This is a genomic window from Mycolicibacterium moriokaense (assembly GCF_010726085.1).
GTDB lineage: Bacteria > Actinomycetota > Actinomycetes > Mycobacteriales > Mycobacteriaceae > Mycobacterium > Mycobacterium moriokaense.
The window spans coordinates 2,299,918-2,315,455 of sequence record NZ_AP022560.1; the positions used below are offsets into that span (position 1 = coordinate 2,299,918).

Genomic DNA, 15,538 nt, shown 5'->3' on the forward strand with positions numbered 1-15,538 from the left:
GCACACAAATCACTCAGGCGCGACGAGGACTGACTCGGCGAGCATTCGACGGCACCACCGGCGGTAGTCGTCGACGCTCCAGCCGTTGCGACGGGTGAGCCGCAGGTAGGTCTCGATACTGCAGACCACCGTGGTCGTCCCGACGAGTTCGTCGAAGGGGATATCGGCGCGAACCCACCCGCGGTTGCGAAACACCTCGAGTATCCGATGGGACTGGGAGTTGATGCTGACGAGTAGGTCGTTCAGGTACCGCTCGAGTTCGGGATCGGCGTTGGCGCCGCCATACAGCGCGGGCGCCAAGGGGGCGGTACGCACGTGAACGTCGGTGACGGTGTCGACCACCAAGTCCAGCGCTTCGTCGAAATCCTCGTTGGCCAGCAAATGGCGGCCCACGTCGAGGTTGAGCACGTTCTCTTCGCCGGCGACACCGAAACCGGCGTACTCGATCGCGGCGATCAGCAGCGCGGCTTTGGGGCCCTGACCCTGAACGGTTTCCGCGGAAACCCCCGCTGACGCCGCGATCTTCGCCAGGGTCGTGCGTGCATAACCGTCGGTGGCGAACAGCTCGGCCGCCGCAGCGAGAATCCGGGACCGCGTCGCCTCGGCCTGTTGTTGGCGCAGCTCCGATCGATAGCGGCGAGGTTCACTTTTCGATATTGACTTGGGTGGCACAGTAATGAATACTACATCACAGTAGGAATTCGCCGGGGAGCGGGGCACCCAGTGTCATCGATCCTGATCGTCGGGTTTTCTGCACACGGTCACGTGGCACCTCTGCTGGCCGCCGCCGAGAACTTCGTCAAACGCGGCGACGACGTCCGCTTCATCACCGGCGCACTGTTCGCCGACAAGGTTGCCGCCTCTGGTGCGACGTATATACCTGTGCATCCGGATGCCGACTTCGACGAGCAACCGCTGAACGAGCGATTTCCCGAACGCGCCGGACTTAAGGGGCGGAAGGCCATTGCCTTCGATATCGAGCAGGTCTTCGCCAAACCTGCCAAGCCCCAGTACGAAACGATCATCGCCGCGCTCGCAGTGCGCCCTGCCGACGTCGTCATCGCCGATATCGCTTCGCTCGGCGCCGCGTTCCTTCTCGGTCACCCACGTCCGGACCGGCCACCGGTGATCATGTGCGGAGTCATTCCGGTGGCTCTCGAGAGTCGCGACACCGCCCCCTACGGTATGGGACTGATGCCGGCCAGAATCGGGAACCGGGCACGAAATACGTTGCTGACAGCCATCTCTCGGCGCGTCCTGCGCGAGGGGTTTGCAGCCATCGACGCCGCCCACCGACAGGTGCATGGCATCGACATGCCCTTCACGTTCATGGATTGGGGTCGGCACGCCGACGCCATCGCGCAGTTCTGTGTTCGGTCGTTCGACTACCCGATGTCCGACGCCCCGCGCAACCTCCACTTCATCGGGCCGCTGTCTCCGATGTGTTCGCAGACGCCGGTGCCGGACTGGTGGTCGGATCTCGATGGAAGCCGACCCGTCATCCACGTCACGCAGGGGACGATCGCCAACAGCGACTACAGCCAAGCCATCGTGCCGACGCTGCGCGCCCTGGCTGACGAGGACGTTCTCGTCGTGATCAGCACGGGTGGCCGACCCGTCGACACCCTCCCGCCGTTGCCTGCCAACGCGCGCGCGGCGACCTTCCTGCCCTACGACGAATTGCTGCCGCGCACTTCGGTTTTGGTGACCAACGGCGGATACGGCGGCGTTCAGTACGCCCTGCGATACGGCGTGCCGATCGTCGCGACCGGTGGTAAAGAGGACAAGCCCGAGGTCGGCGCGCGCGTCGCATGGTCCGGTGTCGGGCGACGTCTCAAGACCGAACACCCGACGCCGAAGGCGATGCGCCGCAACATCCTCGCGGTTTTGAACGATCCGCGCTATCGCCAAGCCAGCAGGCGCATCGCGGTGGACATGGCCGCCGCGCCGGGGTTCGCCGGCCTGGCCGACATCGTCGACCGCCTCACCGGCAGACCCGCGACCGCAGGAGCCGAGACCGCCCAGCATTGACCGCCTAGTTGCCGATCGGCTACCGTGCGAGTTGCCGATCGGCAACTGAGGCGACGCATGGGATTGGGTCCACGATGAAACGACGTGACGGCGAGTTGATCATGCTCTGGGCGTTGCCCGCGATGGTGATCATCTGGGTGTCGGCGTTCCTGCTGTTCCCCGGGTTCCTTCACCCGATGTCGCCGACCATGTCGGCCGAGGAGGTCGCCGGCTTCTACCGCGATGACACCGCGCGGATCCGTTACAGCATGATCCTGTTCAACTGGTTCGGCGTCGGTCTGATCCCCACCGTCATCCTGTTGGCGATGCAGGTACGCAAGATGGCGCACCGGACGCCGATCCTGTCCTTCTGCCTCATCGCTTGCGCGGGTGGGCCGCCGACATTGTTTCTCATCGCGAACATGTTCTGGCTGCTGGGATCTTTCCGGCCCGAGCGTTCCCCCGAACTCACCCAGTTGCTCAACGACCTCGCGTGGGTCACGTTCACCGTCCTGGTGCCCTACCTCATCGCCCAGTGCCTGGTGTTGGCGCTGGCGATCTACTGGGATCGCCAAGACCAACCGGTGTTCCGGCCGTGGGTGGCACACTTCAACCTGCTCGTCGCGGCCGCGCTGGTGCCGGCGGCGTTCGGTGCGGTGACGTACGAGGGCCCGTTCGCATGGGATGGCGTGTTGTCGTTCTGGGTCAAGAACATCGCGATCGCCGTCTGGATCGTGGTGATGGGGGTTGTTCTCGCTCAGAACATTCGCCGCGAACGGGCGGAAGTTCCGGTCTCCGCATGAGCGCCCCGACGACCGAAGCGGCGCCGCCAAGCGATTCACGGCTGGGCCGTCTTGTCTGGAACATCCGCTATCACCCCAAGCGCGAGTTGTGGTTCGCGTGGTGGGTGATGGTCGTCTTCTACCAGTTGTACGGTGTGCTGTTCTTCCTCGTGACGAGGGTGCAGCCACCGCCGAGCCCTGACTGGGACACGCCATTGGTGGTGCAGTGGTTCGCCGATCGCCACCTCGGCCTGCTCACCGGATTCGGCGTCGTGTTCCTGATCTCGGGGATGTGTGCGCCGATGAATGCCCTACTCGCATATTCGATGTGGCGGATGTCGGTCAGTCGCGTCTTCGCGTACTCGTACCTGATCATGTATTCGCTCGCCGCCCTGCCCGGCATGCTTGTGATGGCGATCGCGATGACCGTCGGCGCACTGCGACCGGACCGGGACCCCGAACTGATCGTGTGGATGTATGACTTCGCGTTCCTGTCGTTCAGCGGAACGATGGGGGTCTTCCTGGTCGGTTCAGTGGTCTGGCTGGTGGCGATCCTGCTCGACAAGAACAACGTGTTTCCGAAGTGGTTCGCCTATCTGGGGCTGTGCAATGCGCTGACCGAAGTCGTCGTCGCACCGGCCTGGATTTTCCAGCGCGGCGCATTCGCGTGGAACGGTGCGATCGCGTGGTGGATCAACATGGTCGTATTCATCACCTACACCGCGGCGTTCATCGTGCTATTGCGAAAGATGATCGAGCGCGAGGATTTCTGCACCGGACCGCTGCCTGACCTGCCACCCAAAGGTGTGGCCGAACCTGCCGAATCCGTGGAGACGATCCGATGACCGACCTCGCTGACGCCGAGTCGAAACGGCTCGAAAACAAGCCGCAACGGCGAGTGCCCGGTCAGCCGGACATGTGGTTGTTCGTGCTTTTCGAAGCTCTGCTGTTCACCGGCTACTTTTCCGTCTACCTGGCCCTGCGCACGCAGAACGAGGACCTCTTCCTGCGATCCCAGGCGGATCTGGACCTACGCATCGGAGTCTTCAACACCATCGTCCTGCTGACGAGTTCGTGGGCGATCGCCCGATGCGTCCGCGCCGCGCGCGACGGGTTGCACCACACGGCGATGACCTACGCATACGTCACCGTCGGTCTCGGCGTCACGTTCGTGATCTCGAAGGTCGTCGAATGGATCCTGGAAATCCGGATGGGGAACACGTTCACCAGCGATGAGTTCTTCCAGCACTACTTCTTCCTCACGTCACTGCACTGCATTCATGTATTGATCGGCTTCATCGTGCTGGGTGTGGTCGTCTATCAGTTGCGGAGTCCGGCGCGACGTTCCCAGGAGCTGGTCGAGACGGGTGCAACATATTGGCACACAGTGGATTTCCTGTGGGTTCTCATCTTCGCAATGCTCTACGTCGTGAGGTGATCGGTGAGCAACACGTTCAACAAGAGGCTGCTGATCGTCTGGTCGATCCTGACGATGTTGACGCTGGTTTACGTCTGGCTGGACAACTCTGCTGACGAGAAGGGCACACTGCACGCCAGCACCGTCGTCACCGTCAGTGCAATCGCGATCGCACTGATCAAGGTGCGCATCATCTTCCGCGAGTTCATGGAGGTACGCCACTCTCCGGTGTGGCTGTGCCGCCTCACCGACGGTTGGGTGGTGCTCGTCGCCTCTTGCCTGCTGGGTAGCTACTTCATCGGCACAGCTGTCGCCGGCTGACTTCTTCCCGCGAGCAGACGTGAACTCCCCCTTTTTCGTCGGCGTGTCGGGGGTTTTTGCGACTGCTCGCGCCTAAGAGGTGACCCGCGCGGACACCGCCATCCCTGCGCGGTACCCGAAAACCATTGCGGGCCCCAGCGTCCCACCCGCGCCGCCGTAGGCCTTACCCGTCGCGCCCGCCATGGCGTTGCCCGCGGCGAACAGCCCCGGAATGGCCCCGCCGTTGACGTGCATCACGCGGCCGTCGCCGTCGGTGCGCGGTCCACCCTTGGTACCCATCGCGCCGACCGACACCGGGACGGCATAGTACGGTGGCGTGTCGATGGGGCCGAGGGTCTTCCCTGCGGGAGTAGCGGCCTTGTCGTCGCCCCAATATCCGTCGTAAGCGCTTGCGCCGCGGCCGAAATCGGGATCCTGCTCGTGGGCTACGTTCTCGTTCCACGCCGCGAGCGTCGCCGCCAGTCCGGCTGCGTCGATACCCGTCTTCTCGCCCAGCTCCGCCAAGTCAGCCGACGGGGCGAACCAGTCCGGCGCTTCCTCGCCAGGCAGGATCCCGAGGAACCCGTACCGCTTGAGGTGCTGCGAGTCGAAGACGATCCACGCGGGATCGTTGGCGTAACCCTGCTTGGGATCGAGGTAGTGGAACGGGCCCGCCATCGAGTTGTATTCGCCGGCCTCGTTGAGGAATCGCCGGCCCGCGCGGTTGACAATGATGCTTCTGGGCCTGGTGCGTTCGAGCCGAACACTGCGGCTGCGCGGCTGACCTTCGAACGTGTCGCCGGGCAGCTGGACGATCGGCACCCACCACGCCTCGCCCATGTTGGCCAGGTCTGCGCCGTGCGCCATGGCCATCCGCAAGCCGTCGCCGGTGTTGTTCGGCGGTGAGACCGCGCCGCGCATCGGGCCCCGCAGATACGCCTCGACCAACTTCGGGTCCCACTCGAACCCGCCCGTGCCCAGCACAACACCGCGATGCGCCCGGACATTGAACTCCCTGTCGCCCTGAATGATCCGGACGCCAGTGATTCCCAACGCGTCGGCGAAGAGCTCGACGGCGCGGGCATTGGTCTGCGGGACCACCCCTCGGTCGAGCAATCCCTTCAACAGTCCGGCGATCAGGGCGGTGCCCGCCACGCAGTAGTCGCCCGATTCGTCGTCGACCGACGCATGGATGCGCGCGCGTGTCTCCGCGTCGATGCCGACGTTGCTGAAGTCGGCGGGAAACGACGTGATGCGTTCACTCCACTCGTCGAGCCTGGACCGGTCGAACGGTTTGGCGTTCAGCGAGCGGCCGCCCCCCGGACGTCCGCCGGGGAGTTCAGGCTTGTAGTCCGGAAAGCCCTCGGCCACCTCGAACTGCAATTCGCTGTGGGCCTCGACGAAATCGAGCATCTCCGGCCCGGTGCGAACGAACGTCTCCACCAGGTCGTCGTCCATATAACCGAGCGACTGCGCGCGCAGATAGCTCATTGCGTCCTCGACCGTGAGCTCTCCTTCTGCGGCGCGGTTGTGCGCGGGGATCCAGATGATGCCCCCGGAAACCGCTGTCGTGCCACCGACGGTCGCGGCCTTCTCGTACACCTCGACCGAGGCCCCGTTCACCGCGGCAGTGAGCGCTGACGTGAGCCCGGCGCCGCCGCTGCCGAGCACGACCACATCGACCTCGTGATCCCAATTGGTCACGTGCTCAATCCTTTCGGCTGAGGCGATCCTCAGGACAGGATCGCGGACAGTTCGTTGGCCGCCTTGATCACCGCGTCCTTACCGCGCATCACCACGTCCTCGCGATGGGAGATGAGGTTGATGCACGTCGGCGGTGACGGCGGCTGCCTGCGTACGGGAACGGCCAACCCGTAAGTGTTCGGCTCGATCTCACCGTGGGTGATGACCCAGCCCTGCTCGCGGGTCTGCGGGACGAGATCGCGTTCGCCGGGCCTCGGCGGCATGCTCGCCAGCAGCGCGATGCCGGCCGCACCCCGGTCCAGCGGGTAGCGGCTGCCCTCGTGAAAGGCGAGTTGGTAGTACACGTTTGTCGGCACGATGACCGCGATGGCCACCTGCTGGTCGCCCTCGGCCACGAGGAGCGACACCGTGTTGCCGAGTTCGTCTGCCAACGCACGCAGCGTCGGCAGACTCAACTGGCGCACATGGTTGTCGAATGACGCACCGAGCACCGCCAGCGCGGCGGCCGCCCGGTAGCGGCCGTCTTCACCCTTGGCCACGAGCCGATACGCCGACAGCGTGGAGAGCAAGCGGTACGCGATCGTCCGGTGCACGCCGATGTCGTCGGCGACCTGTTGTGCCGTCAGCCCCGACCGGGACGTCGCGACCAGCTGCAACGCGGCCAGACCGCGCGCCAATGTCTGCGAGCCGGGCGCACCGGTCGGCGCGGCATTGGCGCTGGCCCCGCCGACCGAATCAGACATCCGTCCCGTCCTGACTTTCCTTGACATCTACCGCTCAGGAGAGTGATGCTCTGACTATAGTGCACACATACGTGCGATAAATGAGCACAATGCTTACAAAATACGAGAATTCAATTCTCGTCGTCAAGAGAGGTGCCGAGTGCCGGAATCGTCCCGACAACTCGCAGACGCGGATTTCGAGAGTGTCTGGAGCGACCTCCAAGGCGTCGCGTTCTCGCAGGGGTACCTCGACGCGGGTGGAGTGCGCACGCGTTATCTCCACGCTGGCGATCCGGACAAGCCGGTGCTCGTCTTTCTGCACGGTTCGGGCGGGCACGCCGAGGCGTACGTGCGAAACCTGGAGGCGCATGCCGAGCATTTCTCGACATGGTCGATCGACATGCTCGGGCACGGATATACGGACAAGCCCGGACATCCGTTGGAGGTGGAACACTATCTCTCCCATCTGATGGCGTTCCTCGACGCGATCGGTGCACAGCGCGCCCACATCAGTGGTGAGTCGCTCGGCGGCTGGGTGGCCGCGCGCGCCGCCGTCGACCATCCCGACCGGGTCGATCGACTTGTGCTCAACACCGCGGGCGGATCGCAGGCCGACCCTGAGGTGATGAAGCGCATCATCACGCTGTCGATGGCGGCCGCGGAAAACCCGACGTGGGAAACGGTCCAGGCGCGCATCAAGTGGTTGATGGCCGACAAGTCCAAGGATTACGACGATATCGTCGCCAGCCGCCAGCGGATCTACCGCCAGCCCGGATTCGCCGCCGCGATGAAAGACATCATGGCGCTGCAGGATCCGGAGATTCGTGCGCGAAACCTGCTCGGACCGAAGGAATACGGGTCGATCACCGCGCCCACGATGGTGGTGTGGACCAGCGATGACCCGACGGCCGACGTCGACGAGGGACGCCGAATCGCGTCGATGATCCCCAATGCCCGGTTCGAGCTGATGCCCGGCTGTGGGCACTGGCCACAGTACGAGGACCCCAAGACGTTCAACCGGCTGCACCTCGACTTCCTGCTGGGACGGCCATGAGCGTCGAGCAGGTGGATGTCGTCATCGTCGGCGCCGGACCGTCGGGGCTGACGCTGGCGAACATCCTTGGGCTGCAGGGCGTCCGAACTCTCATCGTCGAGGAGCGGGACACGCTCATCGATTATCCCCGTGGGGTCGGACTCGACGATGAGGCGCTGCGCACCTTCCAGTCCATCGGCCTGGTCGACCGCGTCCTGCCGCACACCGTGCCGAACCAGATCCTGCGCTTCTTCGACGCCAAACGCCGGCTGCTCGCCGAAATGGCGCCGCCCGACGCACGTTTCGGCTGGCCCAAGCGCAACGGCTTCGTCCAGCCGATGGTCGATGCGGAACTGTACGGCGGGTTGGAGCGATTCGACCACGTCGAGGTTCGGTGGGGGCACCGGATGGAGAGCTGCGTCGAAACCGGCGACGGCGTCACTGTCGGATTCGCCGACGGCAGGGATCCGGTGCACGCCCGCTACGTCGTCGGATGTGACGGCGGCCGCAGCGCCACCCGCCGCTTGATGGGGGTGTCGTTCGACGGAACGACGTCCTCGACCCGCTGGCTGGTGGTCGACGTCGCGAACGATCCGCTCGGTCATCCGAACAGCGAAGTGGGAGCCGATCCCGCACGTCCTTACGTGTCGATCTCGATCGCGCACGGCATCCGACGTTTCGAGTTCCTCATCCACGACGACGAGTCCGACGAACTCGCCGATGATCCGGCGTTCGTCAGACGCATGCTCGCGCAGCGTGTTCCGCATCCCGATCGGGTCGACATGATCCGCCATCGCGTGTACACCCACCACTCGCGCATCGCGGGATCGTTTCGCAAGGGGCGCCTGTTGCTGGCCGGCGATGCCGCACACCTGATGCCGGTATGGCAGGGCCAGGGCTACAACAGCGGCATCCGGGACGCCGCCAACCTCGGGTGGAAGCTCGCCGCGGTGGTGAACGGCCAGGCCGGCGACGCCCTGCTGGACACCTACGACGTCGAGCGTCGCAAACATGCGCGCGCGATGATCGACCTGTCCACGATGGTGGGACGGGTCATCTCGCCGACCAACCGACGGGTGGCAGCCCTGCGCGACCGGGTGATTCACGGTGCGTCGCTCGTGCCGACCTTGAAGCGCTACGTGCTGGAGATGCGGTTCAAGCCCATGCCGCGTTATCAGCAGGGTGCGGTGTGCCATGCCGACTACAGCGCACCCAACTCGCCGGCAGGCACCCTGTTCATCCAGCCCAGCGTCGACACCCGAACGGCACAGAACGTTCTGCTCGACGATGTCTTCGGCCCCGGCTTCGTGGTGCTGTGCTGGAGCAACAACCTGCGCGCCGTACTCGGCGACGAAGCGTTCAACCGCTGGAAAGCGTTGGGGGCCAGATTCGTCGAGGCGCGGCCCATGACGCAGCTGCAGTGGCCCGGCCACGATGACCCCGACGTGGTCGTCGTCGGCGACCGTACCGGCGCGCTGAAGTCCTGGTTCGACGTCTACACCGATTCTGTGTTGTTCGTGCGGCCCGACCGCTGCATCGCAGGTGCCTGCATCGCGCAGCGCGCGCCTGAAATGAGCGAATCGCTTTTCGGCGTCCTCTGTCTCACCCAGGAAGGAGGCTCGAGTTCTCATGGCGACACTGGCCCTGTGCTGCATGTCGCACAGTCCGCTACTGAACCTTCCGGGACCGTCACAGGATCTTCTTGACGACATCGAGTCGGCCCTGGCGGCGGCGCGCGGCTTCGTCGCCGACTTCGATCCCGAACTCGTCGTGGTGTTCTCACCCGACCACTACAACGGGTTCTTCTACCGGACCATGCCGCCATTCTGCATCGGCACCGCCGCGCAGGGTGTCGGCGACTACGGCACGTACGCGGGCCCGTTGAACGTGGCGTCCGATATCGCCGCCGACTGTGCGCGGGCAGTGCTCGAATCGGGGGTGGACGTGGCGCTTTCGGCCAGCATGGACGTCGACCACGGGACGGTGCAGCCGCTGCAGAACCTGTTCGGCGAGGCGACGTCGAAGCCGATCATCCCGATCTTCATCAACTCGGTCGCCACCCCGCTCGGACCGCTGCGGCGCGTCCGGGCACTCGGCGCCGCTGTGGGCACGTACCTGGCGACACTGGGCAAGCGGGTGCTCGTCGTGGGATCCGGTGGCCTGTCGCACGATCCGCCGGTGCCGACGCTGGCCACCGCTCCGCCTGCGGCGCTGGGGCGCATCGTCCACGGCGAACCGATGACACCGGAGCAGCGGCAGGCGAGGCAGGTGGCGGTGATGGATGCGGCGCAGGCCTTTGCGCACGGCGACAGCCCACTGCAACCGCTGAACCCCGACTGGGACCGGGCGTTCCTGGAGTTGGTCGATTCGAATCGCCTGAGCGACGTGGATGGTTGGTCCAACAGCTGGATCGAGCAGCAGGCCGGCCACTCTGCACACGAGATCCGCACGTGGGTAGCGGCATTCGGGGCGCTGGCCGCCCACGGTCGCTATGAGACGGGAAACCGGTTCTACCGCGCGGCACCCGAGTTGATCGCCGGCTTCGCCGTCAGGACGGCGGTGTGCAACCCATGACCACCGATTTCGACCACACCGTCGACGTGCTCGTCATCGGCTCCGGCGGCGGTGGCATGACCGCGGCGCTGGCTGCCGATGCGTTCGGTCTCGACACCCTGGTAGTCGAGAAGTCGCCGCAGTTCGGCGGTTCCACCGCGCTGTCAGGCGGTGGCATCTGGGTGCCGGGAGCGCCGTCGCAGCGTGCAGCGGGCTATGCGCCTGACCCGGACGGGGTGTTCGAATATCTCAAGCACATCACCGGCGGTCTGGTGAGCGATGCCAGGTTGCGCAAGTACGTCGACAGCGCGCCGGAGATGATGGAGTTCCTCGAGAAGCGCAGCCGGTGGTTCGAGTTCGTCTGGAAACCCGGCTACGCCGACTACTACCCGGAGCTGCCGGGCGGTTCGGAACTCGGCAGCACGATCAACGTGCCGGCGATCGACCTACGCAAGCTGGGCGATGAGGAGAAGAACCTGCTGCAGCCGTTGGCCCTGGCGCCCCGGGGAATCTGGTTCGCTCCCAAGGACCTTCGGCTGTTCTACCAGGTGCGTCAGAACTGGCGCGGCAAGGCTGTCCTAGTGAAGCTGATCTGGCGTATGTTCCGGGCACGTGTGTTCGGTGACCGGATGGCCGCGATCGGCCAGTCACTGGCGGCGAGGATGCGACTGGCGCTCAAGGAGCGGAACATCCCGCTGTGGCTGAGTTCGCCGATGACTGAACTCATCACCGACGTCGATGGGAAAGTGACCGGTGCGGTGCTCGAGCGTGAGGGTCGCCAGCTGCGCATCGGTGCGCGGCACGGTGTCATTCTCGCGTCCGGCGGGTTCGATCACGACATGGAGTGGCGCAGGCAGCATCTGCCGGTGCTCGAGAAGGACTGGAGTTTCGGCAATCCCGCATCGATGGGTGACGGGATCCGGGCGGGGGAGAAGGTCGGTGGTTCGACTGATCTGCTGGACGAGGCGTGGTGGTTTCCCGCCATGTGTTGGCCCGACGGCAGGCTGCAGTTCATGCTCAACGAGCGCATGATGCCGTCGCAGTTCGTGGTCAACGGCGAGGGCAAGCGGTTCATCAACGAAGCCGCGCCGTACATGGATTTCGCGCACGCGATGATCGAGGGCCAGAACTCCGGTGTCACCCATATCCCGTGCTGGCTCATCACCGATATCCGCTCGTTCCACCGCTACGTAGTCGGCGGGCATCTGCCGATTCCCAAGGTGCCCTTCGCGCCGGTGCCGACGGGATGGAAGGTGTCGAAGGCATGGTTGGAGTCGGGGATCGTGTTCGAGGCCAACAGCTTCGAGGAGCTGGCCACGAAGATCGGCGTTCCGCCCGCGCAGCTTCGCGCGACCGCCGACCGCTTCAACGAACTTGCTCGTCAAGGTCACGACGACGACTTCTTCCGCGGCGACTCCGCCTACGACAACTACTACGGCGATCCGACCCTGCCCAACCCCAACCTGTACCCGCTACAGAAACCGCCGTACTACGCGTTCCAGATCATCCTCGGCGACCTCGGCACCTCAGGCGGGTTGCGAACCGACGAGCACGCCCGCGTGCTGCGGTCCGACGACAGCGTCGTAACAGGGTTGTACGCCGTCGGCAACACCTCGGCCGCGGTGATGGGACGCAGTTATGCGGGCGCGGGCGCCACCATCGGGCCGGCGATGACCTTCGGATACGTGGCGGCCAAGCACATCGCAGATCAGTTGCCCGACAAAGCCGTTCAGTCGGGCGCCCAGACCGATTCGACACTCGATTCAGATCGAAAGGTAACCAAATGAAGATCTCGCTGTTCTACGAATTCCCGCTGCCGCGGCCGTGGAGTGAGGACGACGAGCACAAGCTGTTCCAGGACGGCCTCGATGAGGTCGAGGCCGCCGACAAGGCCGGCTTCTCCACGGTGTGGCTCACCGAGCACCACTTCCTCGAGGAGTACTGCCACTCGACCGCACCCGAGATCTTCCTGTCCGCGGCGAGCCAGCGCACCAAGGATATTCGGCTCGGCTTCGGCATCATGCATCTGCCGCCGGCGGTCAATCACCCCGCCCGTGTGGCCGAGCGTGTCGCGACCCTCGACCTGATCTCTAACGGCCGGGTCGAATTCGGCACGGGTGAGTCATCCTCGGTGGGCGAGCTGGGCGGCTTCGGCATCGACGCCGCCGACAAGCGCAAGATGTGGGAGGAGGCACTGGAGGTCTCGATCCGCTGTATGATCGAGGAGCCGTTCACCGGCTTCAAGGGCGAGCACATCGAGATGCCTCCGCGCAACGTCGTCCCCAAGCCGCTGCAGAAGCCGCATCCGCCGGTATGGGTCGCGTGCACGCGGCCCGCTTCGGTGTCGATGGCCGCGCAAAAGGGCCTCGGTGCACTGAGTTTCGCCTACACCGGCCCCGGCCCACTCGCTGAGCGGGTGCAAGGGTATTACAAGGAGTTCGAGGAGACCGCCGCTCCGGTGGTTCCGCAGCCGAACCCGAACATCCTGGCCATCGGAGGCGACCTGTCGATGATGCTGGCCAAGACCGACGAGCAGGCCATCAAGCGGCTCGGCAAGGGCGGCGGGTTCTTCGCGTTCGGGATCATGCACTACTACATGACCGGTATGCACATACCCGGCCGGACGGGAGTCTGGCAGCGTCACCTGGAGGAGTGTGAGAAGGATCCGTCCTTGGTCTACGGTCCCGGTCGTGGGCCGATCGGCAGCCCGGCCACCGTGCGCGAATTCCTGCGCGGCTACGAAGACAGCGGCGTCGACGAACTGATACTGCTCCTGACCCCGCGCCGTCACGAGGAGACGATGGAGTCCATCGAGATGATGGGCAAGGAGGTGCTGCCCGAGTTCATCGAACGCCATGAGAAGGCCGCCGCCGAAAAGGCCAAGCGGATGGAACCCATCCTGGAGAAGGCCGAGGCACGCAGGCCGGTGTCCAACGTTCCCGAGTTCGATGAGACCTACGCGTTCGGCGGGCTGCCCACCGGCCGGGAGAACTACACAGCCAATGAGGTCTCCCTGGCGATGGACGAGATGAACGCGGGTATCGAGGCGGCCGCGGCGAAGCTCAAATCGGGAGAGGGGTGGACGAGCAGGAACCCCGCCGCGGACGCGAGGAGCGAATGACGGGGGCGGACGCGGCGAGCGCGAAGGGCACTGAATGACCCATGGGTCGGATTGACGAGCTGTGGCGCTATGACGGTCGTCGCGCCGTAGTCAGCGGATGCGCGTCGGGCATCGGCGCCGAAGTGGCGCGACAGCTCACCGACCTCGGCGCCGAGGTGGTCGGTCTCGATATCCGGGAACCCGATTTCGACATCGGTGAGTTCATCGCTCTGGACCTCTACGATCCGGAGTCGATCGACGCGGCGGCCGCATCGATCGGCGGCCGCGTCGACGCCCTGTTCAACATCGCCGGGGTGTCGTCGGGCATCAAGGACCCGCTGCGGGTGGTCACCGTCAACTTCCTGGGAACCCGTCGGTTCGCCGAGGCGTTGGTGCCGTCGATGCCTGCCGGGTCGGCCATCGCCTGCGTCTCCTCGCTGGCGGCGTCGGCCTATCGGCAGAACGCTGCGGTCACCGCGGGCCTGGTCGACACCGAGACCATGGCCGAGGGAATCGAATGGTGTGAACGACATCCCGATGCCGTCGCCGAAGGCGGCGGCTACCGGCTGTCCAAGGAGGCGATCATCCTGTACGCGATGGCGAACGTGGTGGCACTGGGCGCCAAGGGGATTCGCATCAACTGCACCGCACCGGGCGTCACCGATACACCGATCCTCGACCAGCTGCGGTCGGCGTACGGCCAGGAGTTCCTGGATTCCTTCCACACTCCGCTCGGCCGCGCCGCGACACCCGACGAACAGGCCAGCGTCTTGGTCTTCCTGAACAGCAAGGCAGCCAGTTACATTACCGGACAGGTGATCTGGGTGGACGGCGGTGCCATCGGCGAGACGGATCTCGCCGACTGGGTGTCGCGACGATGAGAGGCGAACTATGGCCAGCATGAACGACTTCCGCCGGGTCGCCGACGACGTGCGCAACTGGGGCCGTTGGGGTGACGCCGACGAGCTGGGCACGCTCAACTTCATCACCAGCGAGAAGGTCCAGCAGGCGGCCGGTCTGGTCAAGCACGGCAAGGTCTTTCCGCTCGGAGTGGACTTCGGCTCCTCCGGGCCACAGGGTGCATTCCACTTCCGGCAGAACCCGCTACACGTGATGACCATCGACGGCGGCGACGCCAGCACCCTGGCCCAGTATGGTCCGTCATGGCTGAAGAATCCGGCGGCGACCCAGCTCAGCGAGTTCGCGGTCAGTGGCCCGATGCGGTTCAACGACGACGTGATCATCATGCCGCTGCAGGCCGCGACCCAGTGGGACGCCCTGTCGCATGTGTACTACGAGGACCAGCTCTACAACGGTTTCCCGGCGAGCTCGGTGACCAGCCTTGGCGCCTTCCACTGCGGCATCGACAAGGTCGACAGCAAGGGCATTACGTCACGCGGCGTCCTGCTCGACATCGTCCGCCTGCGCGGCGTCGAGACGTTCTGCGATCTCGGTGATCCCATCACGCCTGCCGAACTCGATGAGGCCGCTCGCAACCAAGGCGTCACCGTCGAACGCGGCGATATCGTCCTGGTCAAAACCGGTTGGTGGACAAGGTTTCTGCAAACCGGCGACGGTGGCGAACCGGGTGCGGGTCTGGATTGGACGTGCGCGTCGTGGATGCACGATCACGAGATCGCCGCGATCGCGGCCGACAACCTGATGGTGGAGAACCCGGTGTCGGGCGTCGACGAGGCCTTCCTGCCCATGCACATGCTGTGTCTACGCGATATGGGGCTGATGCTCGGGGAATATTGGGATCTGACGGCACTCGCCGCCGACTGCGCGGCCGACGGTGTCTACGAATTCCAGCTCATCGCACCACCGTTGCGGGTGACCGGCGCCGTCGGCTCACCGATCAATCCGATCGCCATCAAGTAGGGGGTCAGGTGAACAGACGCAAAGAGCACGAAGATG

At 65.0% G+C, this 15,538-nt stretch carries 15 protein-coding genes; 12 read left to right on the forward strand and 3 right to left on the reverse strand.

Annotation, left to right across the window (positions count from 1 at the left end):
• Positions 1-9 precede the first annotated feature (9 nt).
• Positions 10-672, reverse strand: a complete 663-nt coding sequence (locus G6N43_RS11305; RefSeq protein ID WP_163658071.1) for a TetR/AcrR family transcriptional regulator — start codon at positions 670-672, stop codon at positions 10-12.
• Between the two features lie 51 nt (positions 673-723).
• On the opposite strand from G6N43_RS11305, the gene G6N43_RS11310 reads away from it, so the two are divergent.
• The 5 genes from G6N43_RS11310 to G6N43_RS11330 all read left to right on the forward strand — a co-directional run bounded on the left by G6N43_RS11310 (position 724) and on the right by G6N43_RS11330 (position 4,530).
• Entirely contained in the window at positions 724-2,031 is a 1,308-nt protein-coding gene (locus G6N43_RS11310) for a glycosyltransferase (protein ID WP_083154591.1), read from the forward strand.
• Between the two features lie 74 nt (positions 2,032-2,105).
• Positions 2,106-2,813, forward strand: a complete 708-nt coding sequence (locus G6N43_RS11315; RefSeq protein WP_083154593.1) for a hypothetical protein — start codon at positions 2,106-2,108, stop codon at positions 2,811-2,813.
• A complete protein-coding gene (locus tag G6N43_RS11320) occupies positions 2,810-3,637 on the forward strand; it encodes a hypothetical protein (RefSeq protein WP_083154595.1) in 828 nt (275 codons plus the stop codon). The genes G6N43_RS11315 and G6N43_RS11320 overlap by 4 nt, the downstream gene beginning before the upstream one ends.
• A complete protein-coding gene (locus G6N43_RS11325; RefSeq protein ID WP_083154597.1) occupies positions 3,634-4,230 on the forward strand; it encodes a cytochrome c oxidase subunit 3 in 597 nt (198 codons plus the stop codon). Before G6N43_RS11320 ends, G6N43_RS11325 begins: the two co-directional genes overlap by 4 nt.
• 3 nt (positions 4,231-4,233) lie before the next feature.
• On the forward strand, positions 4,234-4,530 hold the full coding sequence (locus G6N43_RS11330) for a cytochrome C oxidase subunit IV family protein (RefSeq protein ID WP_083154599.1): 297 nt from the start codon (positions 4,234-4,236) through the stop codon (positions 4,528-4,530).
• Between the two features lie 72 nt (positions 4,531-4,602).
• On the opposite strand, the gene G6N43_RS11335 is transcribed toward G6N43_RS11330, so the two are convergent.
• Positions 4,603-6,213 (reverse strand): FAD-dependent oxidoreductase, encoded by a 1,611-nt coding sequence (locus tag G6N43_RS11335; protein WP_083154601.1) that lies wholly within the window; start codon positions 6,211-6,213, stop codon positions 4,603-4,605.
• A gap of 29 nt (positions 6,214-6,242) precedes the next feature.
• Entirely contained in the window at positions 6,243-6,956 is a 714-nt protein-coding gene (locus tag G6N43_RS11340) for an IclR family transcriptional regulator (protein ID WP_083154603.1), read from the reverse strand.
• Positions 6,957-7,095: 139 nt separating this feature from the next.
• Between G6N43_RS11340 and G6N43_RS11345 the strand changes: the two genes are divergently transcribed.
• The 7 genes from G6N43_RS11345 to G6N43_RS11375 are packed head-to-tail and all read left to right on the forward strand — an operon-like array spanning position 7,096 to position 15,502.
• Positions 7,096-7,989, forward strand: a complete 894-nt coding sequence (locus G6N43_RS11345; protein WP_083154606.1) for an alpha/beta fold hydrolase — start codon at positions 7,096-7,098, stop codon at positions 7,987-7,989.
• Complete coding sequence (locus G6N43_RS11350; RefSeq protein WP_083154608.1) at positions 7,986-9,674, forward strand: bifunctional 3-(3-hydroxy-phenyl)propionate/3-hydroxycinnamic acid hydroxylase; 1,689 nt, start codon at positions 7,986-7,988, stop codon at positions 9,672-9,674. Before G6N43_RS11345 ends, G6N43_RS11350 begins: the two co-directional genes overlap by 4 nt.
• On the forward strand, positions 9,598-10,542 hold the full coding sequence (locus tag G6N43_RS11355; RefSeq protein WP_083154611.1) for a 3-carboxyethylcatechol 2,3-dioxygenase: 945 nt from the start codon (positions 9,598-9,600) through the stop codon (positions 10,540-10,542). Before G6N43_RS11350 ends, G6N43_RS11355 begins: the two co-directional genes overlap by 77 nt.
• Entirely contained in the window at positions 10,539-12,308 is a 1,770-nt protein-coding gene (locus G6N43_RS11360) for an FAD-binding protein (protein WP_083154613.1), read from the forward strand. Before G6N43_RS11355 ends, G6N43_RS11360 begins: the two co-directional genes overlap by 4 nt.
• The gene (locus G6N43_RS11365; protein ID WP_083154616.1) at positions 12,305-13,642 is read left to right on the forward strand and encodes an LLM class flavin-dependent oxidoreductase; all 1,338 of its coding nucleotides are present in this window, start codon (positions 12,305-12,307) and stop codon (positions 13,640-13,642) included. The genes G6N43_RS11360 and G6N43_RS11365 overlap by 4 nt, the downstream gene beginning before the upstream one ends.
• A gap of 41 nt (positions 13,643-13,683) precedes the next feature.
• Positions 13,684-14,502: a coniferyl-alcohol dehydrogenase gene (locus tag G6N43_RS11370; protein WP_083154618.1), complete on the forward strand. Its 819-nt coding sequence runs from the start codon at positions 13,684-13,686 to the stop codon at positions 14,500-14,502.
• 10 nt (positions 14,503-14,512) lie between these two features.
• Complete coding sequence (locus G6N43_RS11375; protein WP_083154621.1) at positions 14,513-15,502, forward strand: cyclase family protein; 990 nt, start codon at positions 14,513-14,515, stop codon at positions 15,500-15,502.
• Positions 15,503-15,538: the final 36 nt, after the last annotated feature.

Coding starts and splice junctions, on each gene's coding strand:
- G6N43_RS11350 (WP_083154608.1), top strand. CDS start 7,986: ATGAGCGTCGAGCAGGTGGATGTCGTCATCGTCGGCGCCGGACCGTCG.
- G6N43_RS11360 (WP_083154613.1), top strand. CDS start 10,539: ATGACCACCGATTTCGACCACACCGTCGACGTGCTCGTCATCGGCTCC.
- G6N43_RS11325 (WP_083154597.1), top strand. CDS start 3,634: ATGACCGACCTCGCTGACGCCGAGTCGAAACGGCTCGAAAACAAGCCG.
- G6N43_RS11320 (WP_083154595.1), top strand. CDS start 2,810: ATGAGCGCCCCGACGACCGAAGCGGCGCCGCCAAGCGATTCACGGCTG.
- G6N43_RS11370 (WP_083154618.1), top strand. CDS start 13,684: ATGGGTCGGATTGACGAGCTGTGGCGCTATGACGGTCGTCGCGCCGTA.
- G6N43_RS11355 (WP_083154611.1), top strand. CDS start 9,598: ATGGCGACACTGGCCCTGTGCTGCATGTCGCACAGTCCGCTACTGAAC.
- G6N43_RS11365 (WP_083154616.1), top strand. CDS start 12,305: ATGAAGATCTCGCTGTTCTACGAATTCCCGCTGCCGCGGCCGTGGAGT.
- G6N43_RS11375 (WP_083154621.1), top strand. CDS start 14,513: ATGGCCAGCATGAACGACTTCCGCCGGGTCGCCGACGACGTGCGCAAC.
- G6N43_RS11340 (WP_083154603.1), bottom strand. CDS start 6,956: ATGTCTGATTCGGTCGGCGGGGCCAGCGCCAATGCCGCGCCGACCGGT.
- G6N43_RS11315 (WP_083154593.1), top strand. CDS start 2,106: ATGAAACGACGTGACGGCGAGTTGATCATGCTCTGGGCGTTGCCCGCG.